The organism is Pseudomonas sp. WS 5027 (assembly GCF_012985695.1).
GTDB lineage: Bacteria > Pseudomonadota > Gammaproteobacteria > Pseudomonadales > Pseudomonadaceae > Aquipseudomonas > Aquipseudomonas hygromyciniae.
The window spans coordinates 267,863-283,849 of the sequence record NZ_JAAQWU010000005.1 but is presented as its reverse complement, the minus strand read 5'-3'; the positions used below and the strand labels follow the sequence as shown (position 1 = coordinate 283,849).

General features: G+C 59.7%; 15 protein-coding genes. 2 read left to right on the top strand and 13 right to left on the bottom strand.

The window, feature by feature from the left end; translation table 11 throughout:
• Positions 1-2: 2 nt before the first annotated feature.
• Genes tssG through tssA form a run of 6 tightly spaced genes read right to left on the bottom strand, consistent with a single transcriptional unit; the run spans position 3 to position 6,754 of the window.
• Positions 3-1,019 carry a type VI secretion system baseplate subunit TssG gene (gene tssG, locus HBO09_RS09260; protein WP_169992831.1) on the bottom strand — a complete coding sequence of 339 codons (1,017 nt, stop codon included), beginning with the start codon at positions 1,017-1,019 and terminating at the stop codon, positions 3-5.
• Positions 983-2,752 carry a type VI secretion system baseplate subunit TssF gene (gene tssF / locus HBO09_RS09255; RefSeq protein WP_169992832.1) on the bottom strand — a complete coding sequence of 590 codons (1,770 nt, stop codon included), beginning with the start codon at positions 2,750-2,752 and terminating at the stop codon, positions 983-985. Before tssF ends, tssG begins: the two co-directional genes overlap by 37 nt.
• The gene (tssE, locus tag HBO09_RS09250) at positions 2,742-3,161 is read right to left on the bottom strand and encodes a type VI secretion system baseplate subunit TssE (RefSeq protein WP_169992833.1); all 420 of its coding nucleotides are present in this window, start codon (positions 3,159-3,161) and stop codon (positions 2,742-2,744) included. The genes tssF and tssE overlap by 11 nt, the downstream gene beginning before the upstream one ends.
• A gap of 14 nt (positions 3,162-3,175) precedes the next feature.
• The gene (gene tssC / locus HBO09_RS09245; protein WP_169992834.1) at positions 3,176-4,651 is read right to left on the bottom strand and encodes a type VI secretion system contractile sheath large subunit; all 1,476 of its coding nucleotides are present in this window, start codon (positions 4,649-4,651) and stop codon (positions 3,176-3,178) included.
• Between the two features lie 28 nt (positions 4,652-4,679).
• Positions 4,680-5,177, bottom strand: a complete 498-nt coding sequence (gene tssB, locus HBO09_RS09240; protein ID WP_169992836.1) for a type VI secretion system contractile sheath small subunit — start codon at positions 5,175-5,177, stop codon at positions 4,680-4,682.
• A gap of 32 nt (positions 5,178-5,209) precedes the next feature.
• The gene (gene tssA / locus HBO09_RS09235; RefSeq protein WP_169992838.1) at positions 5,210-6,754 is read right to left on the bottom strand and encodes a type VI secretion system protein TssA; all 1,545 of its coding nucleotides are present in this window, start codon (positions 6,752-6,754) and stop codon (positions 5,210-5,212) included.
• 546 nt (positions 6,755-7,300) lie between these two features.
• Between tssA and HBO09_RS09230 the strand changes: the two genes are divergently transcribed.
• A complete protein-coding gene (locus tag HBO09_RS09230) occupies positions 7,301-7,816 on the top strand; it encodes an Hcp family type VI secretion system effector (protein WP_169992840.1) in 516 nt (171 codons plus the stop codon).
• A 55-nt stretch (positions 7,817-7,871) separates the two neighbouring features.
• On the opposite strand, the gene HBO09_RS09225 is transcribed toward HBO09_RS09230, so the two are convergent.
• Both HBO09_RS09225 and HBO09_RS09220 read right to left on the bottom strand, forming a co-directional pair.
• Positions 7,872-8,693 carry an aldo/keto reductase gene (locus HBO09_RS09225; protein WP_169992842.1) on the bottom strand — a complete coding sequence of 274 codons (822 nt, stop codon included), beginning with the start codon at positions 8,691-8,693 and terminating at the stop codon, positions 7,872-7,874.
• A gap of 87 nt (positions 8,694-8,780) precedes the next feature.
• Entirely contained in the window at positions 8,781-9,806 is a 1,026-nt protein-coding gene (locus tag HBO09_RS09220) for an AraC family transcriptional regulator (RefSeq protein WP_169992844.1), read from the bottom strand.
• 225 nt (positions 9,807-10,031) lie between these two features.
• Between HBO09_RS09220 and HBO09_RS09215 the strand changes: the two genes are divergently transcribed.
• A complete protein-coding gene (locus HBO09_RS09215; protein ID WP_169992846.1) occupies positions 10,032-10,970 on the top strand; it encodes a transporter in 939 nt (312 codons plus the stop codon).
• A gap of 77 nt (positions 10,971-11,047) precedes the next feature.
• Here the strand turns inward: HBO09_RS09215 and HBO09_RS09210 are convergent, their stop codons facing one another.
• The 5 genes from HBO09_RS09210 to HBO09_RS09190 all read right to left on the bottom strand — a co-directional run bounded on the left by HBO09_RS09210 (position 11,048) and on the right by HBO09_RS09190 (position 15,975).
• Positions 11,048-12,259 (bottom strand): DSD1 family PLP-dependent enzyme, encoded by a 1,212-nt coding sequence (locus tag HBO09_RS09210; RefSeq protein WP_169993221.1) that lies wholly within the window; start codon positions 12,257-12,259, stop codon positions 11,048-11,050.
• A gap of 68 nt (positions 12,260-12,327) precedes the next feature.
• A complete protein-coding gene (locus tag HBO09_RS09205; protein WP_169993224.1) occupies positions 12,328-13,656 on the bottom strand; it encodes a D-arabinono-1,4-lactone oxidase in 1,329 nt (442 codons plus the stop codon).
• Positions 13,657-13,730: 74 nt separating this feature from the next.
• Positions 13,731-14,087 carry a c-type cytochrome gene (locus HBO09_RS09200; protein WP_169992848.1) on the bottom strand — a complete coding sequence of 119 codons (357 nt, stop codon included), beginning with the start codon at positions 14,085-14,087 and terminating at the stop codon, positions 13,731-13,733.
• A gap of 154 nt (positions 14,088-14,241) precedes the next feature.
• Complete coding sequence (locus HBO09_RS09195) at positions 14,242-14,994, bottom strand: outer membrane beta-barrel protein (RefSeq protein ID WP_169992850.1); 753 nt, start codon at positions 14,992-14,994, stop codon at positions 14,242-14,244.
• A gap of 147 nt (positions 14,995-15,141) precedes the next feature.
• Entirely contained in the window at positions 15,142-15,975 is an 834-nt protein-coding gene (locus tag HBO09_RS09190; RefSeq protein WP_169992852.1) for an arylamine N-acetyltransferase, read from the bottom strand.
• Positions 15,976-15,987: the final 12 nt, after the last annotated feature.

Sequence of the window (15,987 nt, the reverse complement as noted above, 5' to 3'; positions counted from 1 at the left end):
ATTCATCCATCCGTCCCGGGTTTAGTGGTCAGCGTCAGCACGCCATCCGCGCGCGCCTGCCCCATCCATGTGGTCCATCCCAGCCGACACACATTGCGTTGGCCTATGCGTAGTGCCTGCACCTCCCCACGGCGCAGGATCAGGCGCAGGTCGTAGTCCAGAGGATCGCGTACGGCAAAGCGAATCAGCGTGCGGAGCGGCGAGTAGCTCGCGCCGCCGGGCAAAAAGTCATGAAAACGCTGCCAGTCGAGGTCCTGGATATGCACCCTGAACTTGCCGGCACGGTCGGCCACCTGCCGCCCAAGGACCAGGTCCTGCCCCAGACGGCTGCTGCCACGCGCCAATTGGTTGCATTGCCTGCGGGCAATCACCACCTTGCGCTTGACGCATTGCTCGATCAGCAACTGCGAGTGCTTGAAGTAGTAACGCAGCACCGTTTCGATAAGCGCCGCCGAATGGGCGCGCATACCCAGCAAGCCCAGGTAGGGCAGCAAGCGATTCCAATCCAGTGGTGTCGCGCTGCGAATGGCCCGACCGCCCAGGCCTATCAGGGCGAACATCTGCTCGGAAAACGGGTCGCTGGCCCCCGTTCGAAAACACGCCCGGTAGCGGTACTTGCGCCACAGAGGCAACATCAGCCGATGCAAGCGGTGGTGAAATATGTCGAGAAAGTCCGCGACAGGATTACCGCCCGCGCGCTCGGTCAATGCGTGTTCGGCATAAAATGCCGGCAGTGGCGAGTTCGCCCCCACCAGCCCCAATACGTTGAGGCGCAAGCGTGCCCGCAGTTGCCCGCGTTCGACAAAGAACGTCACTCGGTCAATGTCGTTGCCGGGAAATCCCAGCCCCGGATTGGCCTGGAACTCCAGGTGTTCATAAAGCGCCTCATCGTCAAAGGATGGGTGGGCATCGCGCAAACGCTCAATGACCTGCGAGACCGCCTGGAACAGCGAATACTCGCGAATAGTGCGGGACAGTTCGGTTAAAGCAGGGCTTGCTGGCCCATCCGGGATGGCCATAGGTACACCTCTCCTTGTGTGCTGGTAACACGCAGTTCGTGATACGAGTTAAGGCTCGCGTACAGCGCAAAAAACTCGTTGAGGACCGAGGCAAACACAAAGAGGTCGCCCTCTCCGAGAAAGTGCTGGAGGTCGACAATCAGGTCGATTGCCACACCCCGAATCGGCAAACCGCCGTGCAACCGGTCGATGGGACGCTGGCTTATCGAACGCAATCCGCCCAAACGACGGATGCTGACTTTTTCGGCCTGGCGGTCGTGGTAGCGTGGCAAGTCATAGGTTTCGAGCACTACTTTCAACGCATTGATGTCGCTCAAGGACAGGTAGTTGAGCGACATGTTGCTGATCAGCTTCCACAGAAAACCGCTGTCCAGCGGCGGCGCAATGCCAGGGGTGGCGACAGTGATGTTGCGAAAGGACAGGAGCTCGGGTGTTTGCTCGCAGGCTTGATTGATGTCACCGATCCGTAATTTGCGCGGCAAGTCATGGTTGGTACAGGTCAGTTCGACGGACAGGGTTTCTTGATCCTGGGACTGGCGAATGCCGAAGCTCAGGTAAGTATCGAGGCCGGTGTGTTGCACCGAAGGCCGCTGGCGAATGCTGTAGCTCGCCGTCTGCTGGTCGTGCTCGAACGACTCGAACGGCACATAGGTCTGGTAGCCCAAACCACCCGGACGCCATCCCGTGACCTGGTCTACGGAGAACACCCCACAGTGGCCTGGCGCATAGTCGGCACCCAGCAGCAGATACTCGTCTTGCTTGCCATCCAGTCGTATCGGCACCCCATCGTGCTTGAACAGGTTGACCACCGGCGTACAAAACAGCTTCACGTTGTCCCGTGTGGGGAGAACCTGTTCGGGATTGCGCTGGCGCAGCTTGAAGCGCAACTCAAAACCCCGGGCCTGCTTGAGCAAGTCATCCGGCAAGGTTTGCAGCACATCCAGGCCGCCTACGTCGACAAACAGGTACTTGTCGGGGAACGCGAAATATTCCTGTAGGTGCCGATACCCGGTGAATACATTCGACGGATAAGGCAACAACGCTTGCTCTTGCGAAAAACCTGCTGGCCGAACCCCTGTGGCCGGTAATGGCAATGACAGGACTTGCCCGTTGCCCGCAAGCAGCGGCTTACCCGCACTATCGAGCAGCAGCAGTTCGATGTCTTGCAGATGACGCAACAGGCTCACGTACAGCATCTGGCTGACATACCGTTCCCCGGCAAAATGCAAGCGCAAGTGCTCAAGCGCCAGTTCACCCAGATGCCCGTCGGCGGTCATCTCCAGGCGCAGGTTCAGCAAGGCCCCCTCGCCTTGCGCCGAGTAATCCAGCGCATTGAGTTGCAGGGGCAGCACATCCGTTGCATAACAGGTGCGAAAGCGGCAACGCTCACCATCGATTGCCACACTCTCCACCGGTGTATCCCGCTCCACCTTGATCGCGGGCCCGGCACGCAGCAGCGGCGCGAACTGCAGCATGCTGAACGCCGGTAAGGGCCGCATGTAATTGGGCCACAGCAGGTGCATCAGCGAATGGCTAAGCTCCGGCAACTGATCATCGAGCTTCTGTCGCAGGCGGCCCGTCAGGAACGCAAAACCCTCAAGTAGACGTTCTACATCCGGGTCCCGGCCACTGTCCCCGAGGAACGGGGCAAGTGCCGGGTTACGTTCGCAGAAGCGTCGCCCCAAATGCCGCAAGGCATTGAGTTCACTTTGGTAATAGTGGTTAACGGACACCGGTGGAGACCTCCACGCGCCCATTGCCTGCCAGGCTCGCGCTGAACACCACGTCTTGCATGACCCCGTCGATATTCAGTGCACCCTGGATATCAAAGGCCAGAGCCAACGGGTCGCGTCCCTGGGGCAATGGGACGACCCGCACATTACTCAAGCGCGGCTCGTAAGCCGCGATGAAACGCTCGATCAGAAAGCGTGCCTGGCTGAGGGACTCGTGCAGGCTCAGGCGCATGTCATTGAGATCCGGCAAGCCATAGTCAGGCAGCGTCTGCACACTGCCCGCCCGAGTGCTGAGCATATTGCCCAGGTGGATGGCCACCGAGGACGCGACGCAGGCGAATGGCGTGCGCCCCGCCAACGCAGGCGCAGTGCGTGCAAGGCGCTCAAGGAAACCGCTGTACTGACTCATCTCAAGCCCCTGGTTCATTCTTTATCGAGCTTGCCAACCAGGAACAGGGTGAAATCCGCCCCCATGTACTTGAAGTGCGGGCGTACGCTGAGGTTGATGCGATACCAGCCTGGCTCGCCGTCCACATCACTGACAACAACCCGCGCCGCCCGCAATGGACGTCGCCCCCGGACCTCGGCGCTGGGGTTTTCCTGGTCCGCCACGTACTGGCGAATCCACTTGTTGAGTTCCAATTCCAGGTCGGTACGTTCCTTCCACGAACCCAACTGCTCGCGTTGCAGCACTTTCAAATAGTGCGCCAGGCGGTTGACGATCATCATGTACGGCAGTTGGGTGCCGAGCCTGTAGTTCAGCTCGGCTGCCTTGCCCTCGGCACTGATCCCGAAGTACTTGGGCTTCTGCACGGAACTGGCGGAAAAGAATGCGGCGTTGTCGCTGCCCTTGCGCATCGTCAGGGCAATGAAGCCCTCCTGCGCCAGCTCGTATTCGCGACGGTCGGAGACCAGTACTTCTGTAGGAATCTTGGTTTCGATTTCGCCCATGCTCTGGAAATGATGCAGCGGCAGGCCTTCCACCGTTCCCCCGCTTTGCGGGCCGATGATATTGGGGCACCAGCGAAAGCGGGCGAAGCTGTCAGTCAAGCGTGTAGCGAAGGCATAGGCGGTATTGCCCCAGAGATAATGCTCGTGGCTGCTGACGACATGCTCGCTATAGGCGAAGGTCTTGACCGGAGCGTCCACCGGGTCGTAGGGCGTTCGCAGGAGAAAGCGCGGCACCGTCAAGGCGACGTAACGGGCATCCTCGCTCTGGCGGAAGCTCTGCCACTTGGCAAATTGCGGCCCTTCGAAGTGGTCCTGCAAATCCTTCAAGTCTGGCAGGCCGGTAAAGCTCTCCAGGCCGAAAAATCCAGGCCCGGCGGCGGCAATGAATGGCGCATGGGCCATGCAGGCGACACTGGAAACATACTGCATCAGCCTGACGTCGGGCGCGCTGGGTGAAAGGAAGTAGTTGGCGATGATCGCGCCCACGGGCTGCCCACCGAACTGACCGTATTCGGCGCTGTAGGTATGCTTGTAGAGCCCCGACTGAACAACCTCCGGTGAGTCTTCGAAATCATCCAGCAAGTCTTGGCGCGAGACATTGAGCAGCTCGATCTTGATGTTTTCCCGGAAGTCGGTGCGATCCACCAGCAACTGCAAGCCGCGCCAGGCCGACTCCAGCGCCTGGAACTCGGGGTGGTGGAGGATTTCATCCATTTGCCGGCTGAGCTTGGTATCGATCTCGGCAATCATCCGGTCTACCAGTTGCTTCTTGACCGGCTCCCCACGGTTCTGTGGCTTGACCAACTCCTCGATAAACGCCGCGACGCCGCGCTTGGCGATGTCGTAGGTTTCATCATCGGCTGTGAGGCGGGTCTGGGCGATGATGTCGTCGAGAATGCTGTATCCGGTATCTAAAGGGGCCGCTTGCGCGTTAGGGCTGGAGGTCATGTTGTCAGTGTCCTTTTTACTGAGTGGGTCATGCGGCAGGGCTGTTCAGCCCCAGTTCGGCCAGCACCCGCGCACGGGCCTGGTCATCGGCCAGGGCGTTTTCTATGGCCTTGCGAAAACTCGGTGTGTTGCCCAGGGGGCCTTTGAGCGCAACCAGTGCCTCACGCAAGGCCATCAGTTTTTGCAATTGCGGAACCTGCTCGACCAGATGGGCCGGATTGAAGTCCTTCATGGCGTTGATACGGACCTGGACGGCCAACTCGTCGGCTTCGTCTGTTTCCTGCAACCGATTGGGCACACTCAACGTCAAGCTCAAGGCTTGCTTGGCCAACACCTCATCCAGGGTGTTCTTATCGATACTGATGGGCTTGCGGTCCTCGACCTTGCGCGTGTCTTCACGCTGGGTGAAATCACCGAGGACCAACAGCTTCAGGGGCAGCTCTACTTCTTCCTGGGCACCGCCTATGGCCGGCTTGAACGTGATATTGATACGTTCCTTGGGGGCGACCGAACCTTCTTTGGCCATGTTGTTTCTCCTTTGCTTGATGACGGGAAAACCTATTGGAGTACAGCTTCAAGATCGACCTGGCACAGCTTGCGATGGACATCCTCCCTGCGCTCGCGCAGGCCATGGCCCTGGGGCAATACGTCGTAACAGGCATACAGCAGTTGCAACACCTCAAGGGTCAGGTCGGGCTCCCAGCGATACAGGCCGGCGTGCTGCAACTCCTGCTCGAGCTGTTCAAGCTGGATCCTGGCCAAGTCATGTTTGGCACCCTGGATACACAACCGAGCCAAGCCAAGGCGCCAGTAACAGCGCGCGCGATCACCCCGCGCAGCCTGCATGGCACTTTTGTAGGACTGGACCGCAACTTTCAGCCCCTCCTTGCGCAGTAGCGGGGCAACCGCCTGCAAGGCTTCCTCCCATGGCGCCGGACCGGCGCTGCCAATACTTCTGACCGGCACCGGTACTTGCAGGTGGCGGCTGACCTGGGTGTCGATCCACCCGCGGGTAGCGGCATCGGCAAAGGGCGCGCCATCGTGGAAGCGCAACTGGGCGACTCCGGGTAACCGTTGCAACAACAGGGCAAATTGAATCTCTGTCTCGACCATCGCCAGTTCGGCCTGCAGCGCCTGCAGGCACTCCCAGACCATGCGCACACCGTCAAACCAAAAAGGCGCACTCGCCAGGCTGGCTTCAAGCTCCAGCAGCAGGTCGGCGTAATGCCCTTGGGCAAAGCGCTCCTGATAGCGCTTGAGCTTGTCGGGCACCAGCCCGCGCAAGGGCGTTATCTGATCGCTGTTGCTATCGGGAAGACCGGTAATGCCCAGCCAGGCCAGGGTACGGTTCAGGCGTAAGGCCCGCAGGTCGGTGGCGTTCTGGCGCAGCCACCAGGCACACAGGGGTCGAGCGTTGTCCTGCAGCGCGCGCAGGAGCTTGTGCACGTCTTTTTCGTTGTTCACCACCGACTCGGGCGCCAGCAGTTGAGTCGCCACCTGCTTGACCTGGGCCACCACCGCGCTCACCCCGGACGGTGGCGAAGCGCTCTGCTGTAGCTTGTCCGCGAGCTGTCTGCGGGCTGCCAGCAGCAACGGAGCATCGTCCCCCAGGTGCCCAACCCATAGTTCGTCAAGACACGCCAAATGCCCAGCCATGCACTGGAACAGAGAACGCTGCTCTCCGAGTGCAAAGTTCTGCGCCAGTACCGGCTCAATGCGCTGCATCAGCCAGCCAAAGGCCGCAATGCGGGTACGCAGCTTGATGGGGTGTAGCGACGCCCAGTGGTGCTCACAGAGGTAACGCAACATGCCAAGTCCAGCCAACAGGCCGGAAAAGGACTCACGCTGATAAAGGGCCCAGGTCAGCCAGGCAACCACCCGCAGATCCTTGGACTCGTGACGCAACAAGGCCTCGCTTTGGTCCACCACCTGCTGCCAATCGGGCTGGTTGTTGCCATGGATCAACCGGGCCGTATCCAACTCGTTTTCCAACGTTTCATACGCTGACGAATAACGGACGTCCGCCCCTGCAAAACAGGCAAGCGAGACCGGCGACCGGGCAACTTCCAAATAATGCGCAGAAAGTTTGTCTGAATAAATCATGATGGGCCGCACTGTGCTGATCAATGCTGAATTAAAGTATGGCAAACAGCTATAAAAAACGCCGACCCCATACTTGCTGAATTCCATTTTCGTGTTGCGACAAGTGCAAACAATAACAGCCAAATTTTATTGGGCAAGCCACTCAGGCACAGTTAAGTAGATTCCTACGAAGATAATGAAAGTTCGCAATTTTGTAAGCGCGCGTACTCAACGCAAGCGCCACACAGGAAGGCTGCCTGTTTTCAAGGAGCAAAGACAACTTCCAGACATGCGCAAAAACTTGCGCATTCTTTTCAATCACGTCGCACTTAAACTAAATACTCACCCTTCAATACCGAGACACGCTCAGCAGGCAATTATCTGCGCACTATTGCGCAAAAAAGCTCAACTTATAAACCACAAACCATACCGCCCATTTACCATTACCCGCGCCTTTTCCAAGAAACACCCTTATTTCATTAGACCAACTATTATCCGGCACACTTCTTGTTAGCGGGTAATAGCGCCCTGTGGCGCCAACTTATCTATCAGGCAAGGAAACCAATCATGCCAACACCCGCATACCTCTCGATCACCGGCACCAAGCAAGGTTTGATCACGGCAGGCACGTTCACCCAGGATTCGGTAGGCAACATCTATCAGGAAGGCCACGAGGACCAGATCCTGGTCGAGGCCTTCCAGCATCAGGTCATCATTCCCCGTGATCCGCAGTCGGGCCAACCCACCGGCCAGCGTGTGCACAAGCCGCTGATGATCAGCAAGGTATTCGATAAATCTTCACCGTTGCTGTTCAGCGCGCTGACGTCAGGGGAAATGGTCAAGTGCCGCCTGGAGTGGTATCGCACATCCTCGGCCGGCACCCAGGAGCATTACTTCACCATCGAGTTGGAGGACGCGATCATCGTGGATATCCAGTCGCGGATGCCCAACTGCCAGGACCCGGGAAATGCGCACTTCACCCACCTCGAAGATGTGCACTTTACCTACCGCAAAATCATCTGGACCCATGAGGTTTCGGGTACCTCAGGCTCTGACGACTGGCGCAGCCCGGTCGCTGGTTGAACCCAGCCAGGGTGAAACGGTATAGCGGCAGGCGCTACCGTTTCACCCAGGCGCATCACACCATCGCCAGCGGATGCTTGCGTATCGGCGCACCAAATACACGGTCGATGGCGTCAAGGTCATGTTCGTCGAGAACCAACTTGGCCGCTGCTGCATTGAGGCGCACGTGTTCGGGGGTGACGGCCTTGGGGATGGCGATGACACCGTCCTGGCGCAAGACCCACGCCAGGGCAACCTGGGCCGGTGTGACTTGATGTCGACGGGCAATCTGCTTGAGGGTGGGGCTGGCCAGCAGCTCCCCACCCTGGGCGATTGGGCAGTAAGCCATCAACGGCAGGTTATGTTGTTGCCACCAGGGCAACAGGTCGAATTCAATGCCGCGCTGTTCGATGTTGTAGAGCACCTGGTTGGTGGCGCAGGCGGGTGATGCCAGTTCCTGCAGGTCTGCTACGTCGAAATTGGACACGCCCCAGCGCCCGATCTTGCCGGCTTCGCGCAGCCGCTCAAAGGCTTCAACCGTTTCGGCAAGCGGGTATTGCCCGCGCCAGTGCAGGAGATACAGATCGATATGGTCGGTGCCCAAGCGTTTGAGGCTGGCCTCACAGGCACGGGGCACACCCGCTTTGCTGGCGTTATGCGGGTAGACCTTGCTGACCAGAAACACCTGGTCCCGGCGCCCTTGGATCGCCTGCCCGACCACTTCTTCGGCACCGCCTTCACCGTACATCTCCGCGGTGTCGATCAGGGTCATGCCTTCGTCGATGCCCAATTGCAGCGCAGCAACTTGCGCTGTACGCCGTCCCGGATCTTCACCCATACGCCAGGTGCCTTGGCCGATAACCGGGACCGGGGTACCCGCCAGATCGATGGTGCGCATGCCAACCTCCAGATAAGTGTGTGTTCCTCTAATGTGGCACTGACCGGGCAATAGGGTTCAATGCAATTGCATGGCCCGCCGGCGCCCTCATCCTACGCTGCGGAATGCGCTGGGGCTGAGCCCCGTCCAGCGCTTGAATGCCCGGCGAAAGCTGCGTACATCGCTGTAGCCCACCTCCTGGGTGATGCGCTCGATGGACAGGCTCGGGTTGCCCAGCAAACCCATGCACCGGGCGCGACGCACCTGTTCCAGCAAGGCTTCGAAGGTCAGCCCGTGGTCGGTCAGGCGACGGCGCAGGGTGCGGCCGCTCATGTTCAGGTCACTGGCGACCTTTTCCAGCTGGCTACCCTGCAAATCGCGGGAAATAGCACGTTCCACCGCTTGGATGAGGTCCATTTTCCGGTGTAGTTGGGCACTTTCCAGCTCGAGCAGGCCAAGGGCCTGGCGCAGTGCCAGAGGGTGGTGATTAGGCAACGGCACGTCGAGCCACCGGGCCTCCAGAACCATGCGGTTGTGCAGGCAGCCAAAGTGCACATCGTCACCGAACAAACGCTGGTACTCGGCGGCATACGCCGGTGGCGCGTGCATGAACTCCATGCGCAGTGGCTTGAATTCACTGCCCACCAGAGTCCGCCCGTAGATCATGAGGCTGGCGAAGAACTCTTCTGCGGCAAATACCTGGACCTCGGCAAACGGCAACAGGCATTCCACATCGACCATGACCTGCTGCGCACCTTCGTGAATGCGTGAGGTGGCGATGCCGCCGGAGGTGTGTTGGTGGCGCTCGCCCACGGCAAAGGCATCGCGCAGGGTCTTGCACAGTGAGATGACATGCCCGAGCAGGCCCAGGGTGCCCAGCACGTTCTGATTGCCGACACACAGGCCCAGGCCCTGATCGGGCAGGACCTTGAGGGCACGCTGGATCATCGCCACGGCCTGGCGGTAGGAGATGCGCAACGCCGGGTCGTCCAGGTCTGTCAGGGTAAACCCCAGGCCACGGCACAGATGCTCGGCATTGGCGCCCTTTTGCGCCACGACCTGCCCCAGGGTTTGCAGGAGAAAAGGCGAAACCAGCGCCAATTCGTAGTGTGGATCAACGGTTTTGCTGTGCATGGATCTGCGATTCCCGACTCTATGCCCGGTTATTGTTTTAGAAACATCCTGACAATCATAGGTGCTTGCAAGGCTCGCCGCACTCTGAATGAACGCTGTCCGGCAAAGCCCCCCTATGTGGCCGCCAATACCCTGCCCTGCGGGGCGTCGAGGGCTTATTTCTATGGGCAAGGCTCCGATGAGGGCCGACGGTGCATTAATCCAACAATAATAATGAGCCCAGACATGAACCCGACCCGCGTGCTTGCTGCCCTGCCCCTTGCCCTGGCCCTTGTCAGCCTGCCGACCCTGGCCACAGAGGGCGGCGTGGACAATATCGGTCCTGGTACCGATGGCTTTTACATCCTGCCACTGGATGTGGATCACCTGCCGGACCACATGTTCGCCTTCAACCTCTACTACAACCACTATGAAGCCACGAAGCTGGATATCAGCTCCCTCGGAGGCAAGGTGCCACAGGTGAAGATCCGCTCGGATGCAGTCATCCCGCGCCTGGACTACCTGAGCCCGTTGCGGGTGTTTGGCGGGCGGCTCGGTGGCTACATCGCCCAGCCGTACCTCAAGCAACAAGTGGCGCTGTTTGGCATGTCTGACCAGCGCGAAAGCATGGGTGACACCACCATCGCACCGATCATCCTGTGGGACCTGGGCAAAAACCTGACACTGGGCGCCGCGGTGGAAGTCACTGTGCCTACCGGTGAATACGATGCTTCCCGCCTGGCCAATACCAGCAATAACTTCTACACCTACAAGCCACTGGTGTCGGTGACGTGGCTGCCTGACGAGCGTACTGAACTGTCGATCAAGACCACCTACAGCTTCAATCAGGAAAACCACGATACCGACTACCGCTCGGGGCAGATTTTCCACTTCGATTACTCGGCCAGCTACAAAGTGACCGACAACCTGAGCCTGGGTATCAATGGCTACTACCTCAAGCAGACAACTGACGATAAGCAGTACGGGCGCACGGTCACCAATATCTACGGCGAAGACGTCGACGATGGGGTGCGGGGCCAGGTGTTTGCGATTGGGCCGGCGGTGTACTTCACCTTTCTCAAGTACGCCAGCGCGGAGATCCGTTGGGCCAAGGAGTTTGATGTCGAGAACCGGCCGCAAGGCGATATGTTGTGGGCCAAGCTGACGATTCCGTTTGCCTTGTAGGAACCATCTGTGGTGAGGGGACTTGTCCCCTCACCCATCCCCGACCACAGGTGGTTCCTACATAGGGATGCATCATTTCACCCTGTGTAAACCGGCCAGCTGTCGACGATTTTTCCGCCGCGCACCGCCAGCAGGTCGCCAAACTGCAGGAGTACCGACTCGGTCTGGGCCGGGCGCAGGAACACCTGGTCGTCGACACTCAAGCCAACACTCGGTGAGCCATTGACCATCTCCTGGTTGGAGCTGCGGCCATACAAACCATTGCTTTGCAGCCCCGCAGGCGACTCGAAGTCGGCCATCCAGTTGCCGCCATAAATGAAGAACGTGGCGCGTTGGTTGCGATCCCACCACGACAGTAGCCGGGACTTGTCGTCCAGCGCCGGGATGTTGACCGCACCAGTGCTTTTGAGGACTGGCGTGGCGATGTAGGCCGCAGGAACATGCTCACTCAAGGACGGCAGATCGTAATGCGTGGGCTTGAGCATCGCCGTGCCCACCGAGACCTCGCTGCTCAATTGTTCCTGCTCATGCATCCGGTAGCTGGGGCTGCCAGCGGTATTGAGTGTCAGATCGTCACGCCACAGCGTCGCAAACTGCTGGCGGCTGAAGTCGACAAAACCGTTGTAACGTTGCATGACCTTTTCGAACAGCGCCTGGGGCGATCCGAGAATGCCCGGCACGCCCATGCCCACAAACGGGTCGTAGCCCATGAAGCCGGCAAACTCCAGGTGCTGTGGATGCGCACGGATCAATCCCAGCATTTGCCCCAGCACTGCGTTGTCGCTGATACCGCCGCGATGCAGGCCCACATCCAGTTCGATATTGATCCGCAGCCGTGTGCCCAGGCCCTGGGCCAGCGCCAGGTATTGTTGCAGGCGCTGCGGCGTGTCCAGCAACCACTGCAATTGCCGGGCGGGATCGAATGCCCCTTGATGATGTTGATAGAACAGCTCGGCCGAACGTACCGGCAACGGCTTGCCCAGCAGGATATCGGCGTCGGGAAACACTTGCGCGTCGTGGTTGAGAAAGGGTTGGTGAAACGACATCAAGCGCCGGGTCCCCGCGCGCTTGGCAATGTAGGCCAACAGACCCGGTGCAGGCAGGGATTTCTCCACCAGCCGCAGGTGCTTGCCACCACGCTGCACCGATTGCATAACGATGTCGATGTTGTGATCCAGGCGATCCAGGTCAATCAGTAGCACCGGGCGCATTGGCCCATGGGCCTTGAGCTGCTGGTTCAACTGGCGAAAATACTCGCTGTACGGCGACCCTCGGTCAGTCGGACGCAGCAGTGCCGCACCCGCCACTAGCAAGGCGCCGGCGCCCAGGGTGCCGGCCATGAAGTGTCTGCGATTCATCAGGCAACTCCCAGGATTGAAGACAGGTGTGCATTAAGGAACTTGCCGCCGGGGTCGAGGGCCTGACGCACCCGCGCGAACTCATTCCAGCGCGGATACAGGGCCTGCAAGGTACGGGCATTGAGGGTGTGCAATTTGCCCCAATGCGGCCGCCCGGCGTATTTCCAGAAGATCGGCTCGACGGCGGCGAAGAAGTTGTGGTGGTCCATGGTGTAGTGCTGGTGCACCGAGATCGAACAGCTGTCGCGGCCTTCAAACATGCTCAGGGGAATATCGTCAGCCTTGACGTAGCGGTACTCGATGGGAAACCAGGTGCGCAGGTCCTTGTCGCGGATCAGCTTGAGGATTTCCCGCAGGCAGGCCGGGCCGTGTTCGGCGGGCACCGAATATTCCATCTCGTTGAAACGCACATTGCGCACGTTGGCGTAGACCTCGAACGATTGCGCTACCCGCTCCTGGAAACTGGCGAAGTAGCGCAGGCTGTTGAGCAGCGTGCGGCGCATTTCGGGAAAGTCGCTGGTGTATTTGTCGAGGTTTTCGATGATCGACACAAACTCATTGCCACCCGCCTCTGCCGGATCAATTGGCGGGGTTGGGGCGTCGGCGGTTTCGTTGAGGGCGATGGACAACGCGTAGTCGGAATGCGTCACCACCAACATCTCCCAGTGCTGGTTTTGCTGGGTGTTTTTCGCCACGTCCTCCAGCAGTTCTTCGGTCTTGGCGATCCATTGGCGTTCGCGCAAGCGGTAGGGTTCGCGGTTTTGCAGGCGCACGCGGGTAGTCACGCCGAGCGCGCCCAGTGACACTCGCGCAGCATTGAACACCTCGGGTTCACGGTTGGCGTCGCAGTCCAACACTTCGCCCTGGGCCGTCACCAGTTGCAGACCGGTGACACCGGCGGAATACGAGGTAAACCCGACGCCCGTGCCGTGGGTCGAGGTGGAGATGGCACCCGCCAGCGTCTGGTAGTCGATGTCCGCCATGTTCGGCAACGCCTGGCCGATCGCCTTGAGCGCAGCCCCCATGCGTGACATGGGTGTGCCGGCGGCGAAGGTGGCTTGCAGGGTACTGGCGTCGTGATCGAGTAAACCATTGAAAAAACTCAGCGACAGCAACGTACCATCTGTCGGCACCAAGGCACTGAACGAATGACCCGAACCCACCGGGCGGATCTTGCCCGGGGCCTGGCGAATGACCTGCACCAACTCCTCCAGATCCTTGGGCGCCAGGCGCTCAAGGGGCAGGCAGCTTTGTGCACCCGACCAATTGCGCCAGGGGATCAAGCGCGGCGCCCGGGCCAACTGAGCCAGCGCCGGGTTACTGCTCATTGCGATGAACGCGCCGGCCACCGCCGAACGCTGCAACAGTTGCCTGCGTGAAAGCACCATCACCTACCTCATTGTTATTGGATGTGAATACCCGCCATAAAACCGATCAGTCCCAGGAACTGCTCCTCGGAGCACTGCATGCACAGGCCCATAGGCGGCATGCCGTGGTAGCCGTTGAGGGTATGGTCCAGCAGGGTGTCCGGGCCTTGGGCGACGCGCGGGCTCCAGGCCTGGCTATCGCCGGTCAGTGGCGCGCCGGATGCCGGGTTGGCGTGGCAGAGTTTGCAACTGCTGTCATAAATCCGGGCCAGGGCCGGATCGGTGGGGACGGCGGTGCTCGCCGTGGCAGGTTGCGGTTTGTCGTCACAGGCTGACAGCAGGCCAACCAAGGCCAGCAGCAAACCGATGCGATGGGAGGTCGTAGACCACATAGCCACCCTCTTTATTAGGTATGAACAACTGGGTTCACACTAAGTCAGTGGCGGCGCGGTGTTGAGGGTATTGGCGGACATAAAGGGGGCTTGGGCGGACAGGGTTGGGCGACCGGCGATCCATGACAGAAGGCCGGCGCCCGTAACCGCCGGCTTAGAAAGCCAGGCCGACCTTGAAGCCGTACTCATCGCGCTTGAGCTTGGTGTTATCGGCCACTTCGGAATCCGCGTCGAGCTTGTACTCCGTGCGGGTGTAGTACAGGCCAGCCATCACCGGCAGGTCGCCGTTCTGGTTCATCAGCAGGCTGACTTCGGCGTAGGGGTTGGTGCGGTCCTTGAGGTCCACGGTATCGCTGCCAATGCCGTCGACCTTGAGCTTGGCGCGGCCGTCGATGGTGTGGCGGGCACCTACTTCGACGCGCATGGTCATGCTGTCGAACTGATGGTTGTACCCTACTGCTGCCTTGGCAAACGGCGACTTGTTGGTGAGTTTCATGTCGTAGTCGCCGGAGTCCGGCTCATAGCGAGTCCAGCTGTAGCCACCACCGACCAGCACGTCGACAAAGTTGCGCGCATCCAGCGCGGCGCGCCAACCCAGGTCGAGGTCGGCCTGGCCTTCCTTGAGCTTGTTGTCGCTTTTCTTGCCGAACTTGGCGTCCACACCGGCCTGGTAGATAAAGCCGGATTCAGCGGTCAGCTTGTTGCCGAAGTTATAGAACAGGCCGGCTTCGGGCATATGGTCCTTGTCGCTTTCACTGCCGCCTTCAAGCTTGAAGTCGTTGTAGCTGCCCAGGATACCGAAGGTGGAAATCGGGTCGGTGGACGGTGCAGCGAAGACCACGGCCGGTGCTGCTACCAAGGCCAGGACCGAAGAGTTCTTGAGGATTTTTCCGAATAGTTTGGACATCGTTTTACATCTCCATTTTAGGGTGGGCAAATTATTCAGGAACCGGTTCGAACCCCCTGCTGCGCGAAAGGTTCGAATTAATTTGCCTTGATTTGGAGGTAAAACGCTTCAGCGAAGGCTCTGGATCAAGCCTCCCGGGCGCAGCTATTAAGTATCGGCCAATAACTGCGCGAGTTTGGGCCGCAGCTGTGGATGTTCGGGCAGACGCAAACCAAACGCCTCTTGCAGCAGCGCCAGCAGTTCGTCGACGTCGGTAATCTGGCGTTTCTCACTGTCCCGGCCCAGGTGATGGACGGCGTAGTTGCCATTGTTCAAGGTACGACGCAACCCTGGTCCGATCAGGGCCACTTTCAACTGCCCCAGGAACGGCGAGTCGGGGTGAGTCGAGACATACCAGTTGCCGATTTCGTAGTCGAAGTGCGACTGCGGCTGCAGGTCGAACACGTATAGCCCGCGCCATTCCTCGCCAACCTGGGCCCACAAGATGTAGCTGTCGGCATTCAAGGTCAGTCGATACGGTTCATGTGTGGTGGCCTGGGGCGCCTGAGTGTCCAGCCGCAGGGGGCTGGTGGGCACCATGCCACCAAAGCCGACATCGGTGATGTAGCGTTCGCCGTTTATTGTCACCAGGCTCAGGCGATGGGTGCGGGCGGTCAGCGCATCGGGGGGACCGCCCATCACCACGCGGCCAGTGATGCCCCGTGCGTCGAAGCCCAGTTCTTGCAGCAACGCCAGGAACATCTGGTTGAGCTCGTAGCAATAGCCGCCTCGCCCGTCCAGCAGGACTTTTTGTTCGACGCTGGCCAGATCAATGGGGACCGGCACCTGCAGCAGGGTCGAGAGGCTTTCAAAAACGAAGGTGCTGACATGGCGCAATTGCAACTGGGCCAAGGTCTCGAGCGTGGGCGCTGGCGGTGTGTCATACCCCAGCCGTTGCAGGTACAGACGGCTGTGAGTCAGGCTCGGTGAATCCTGGGGCATGGCGCATTCCTT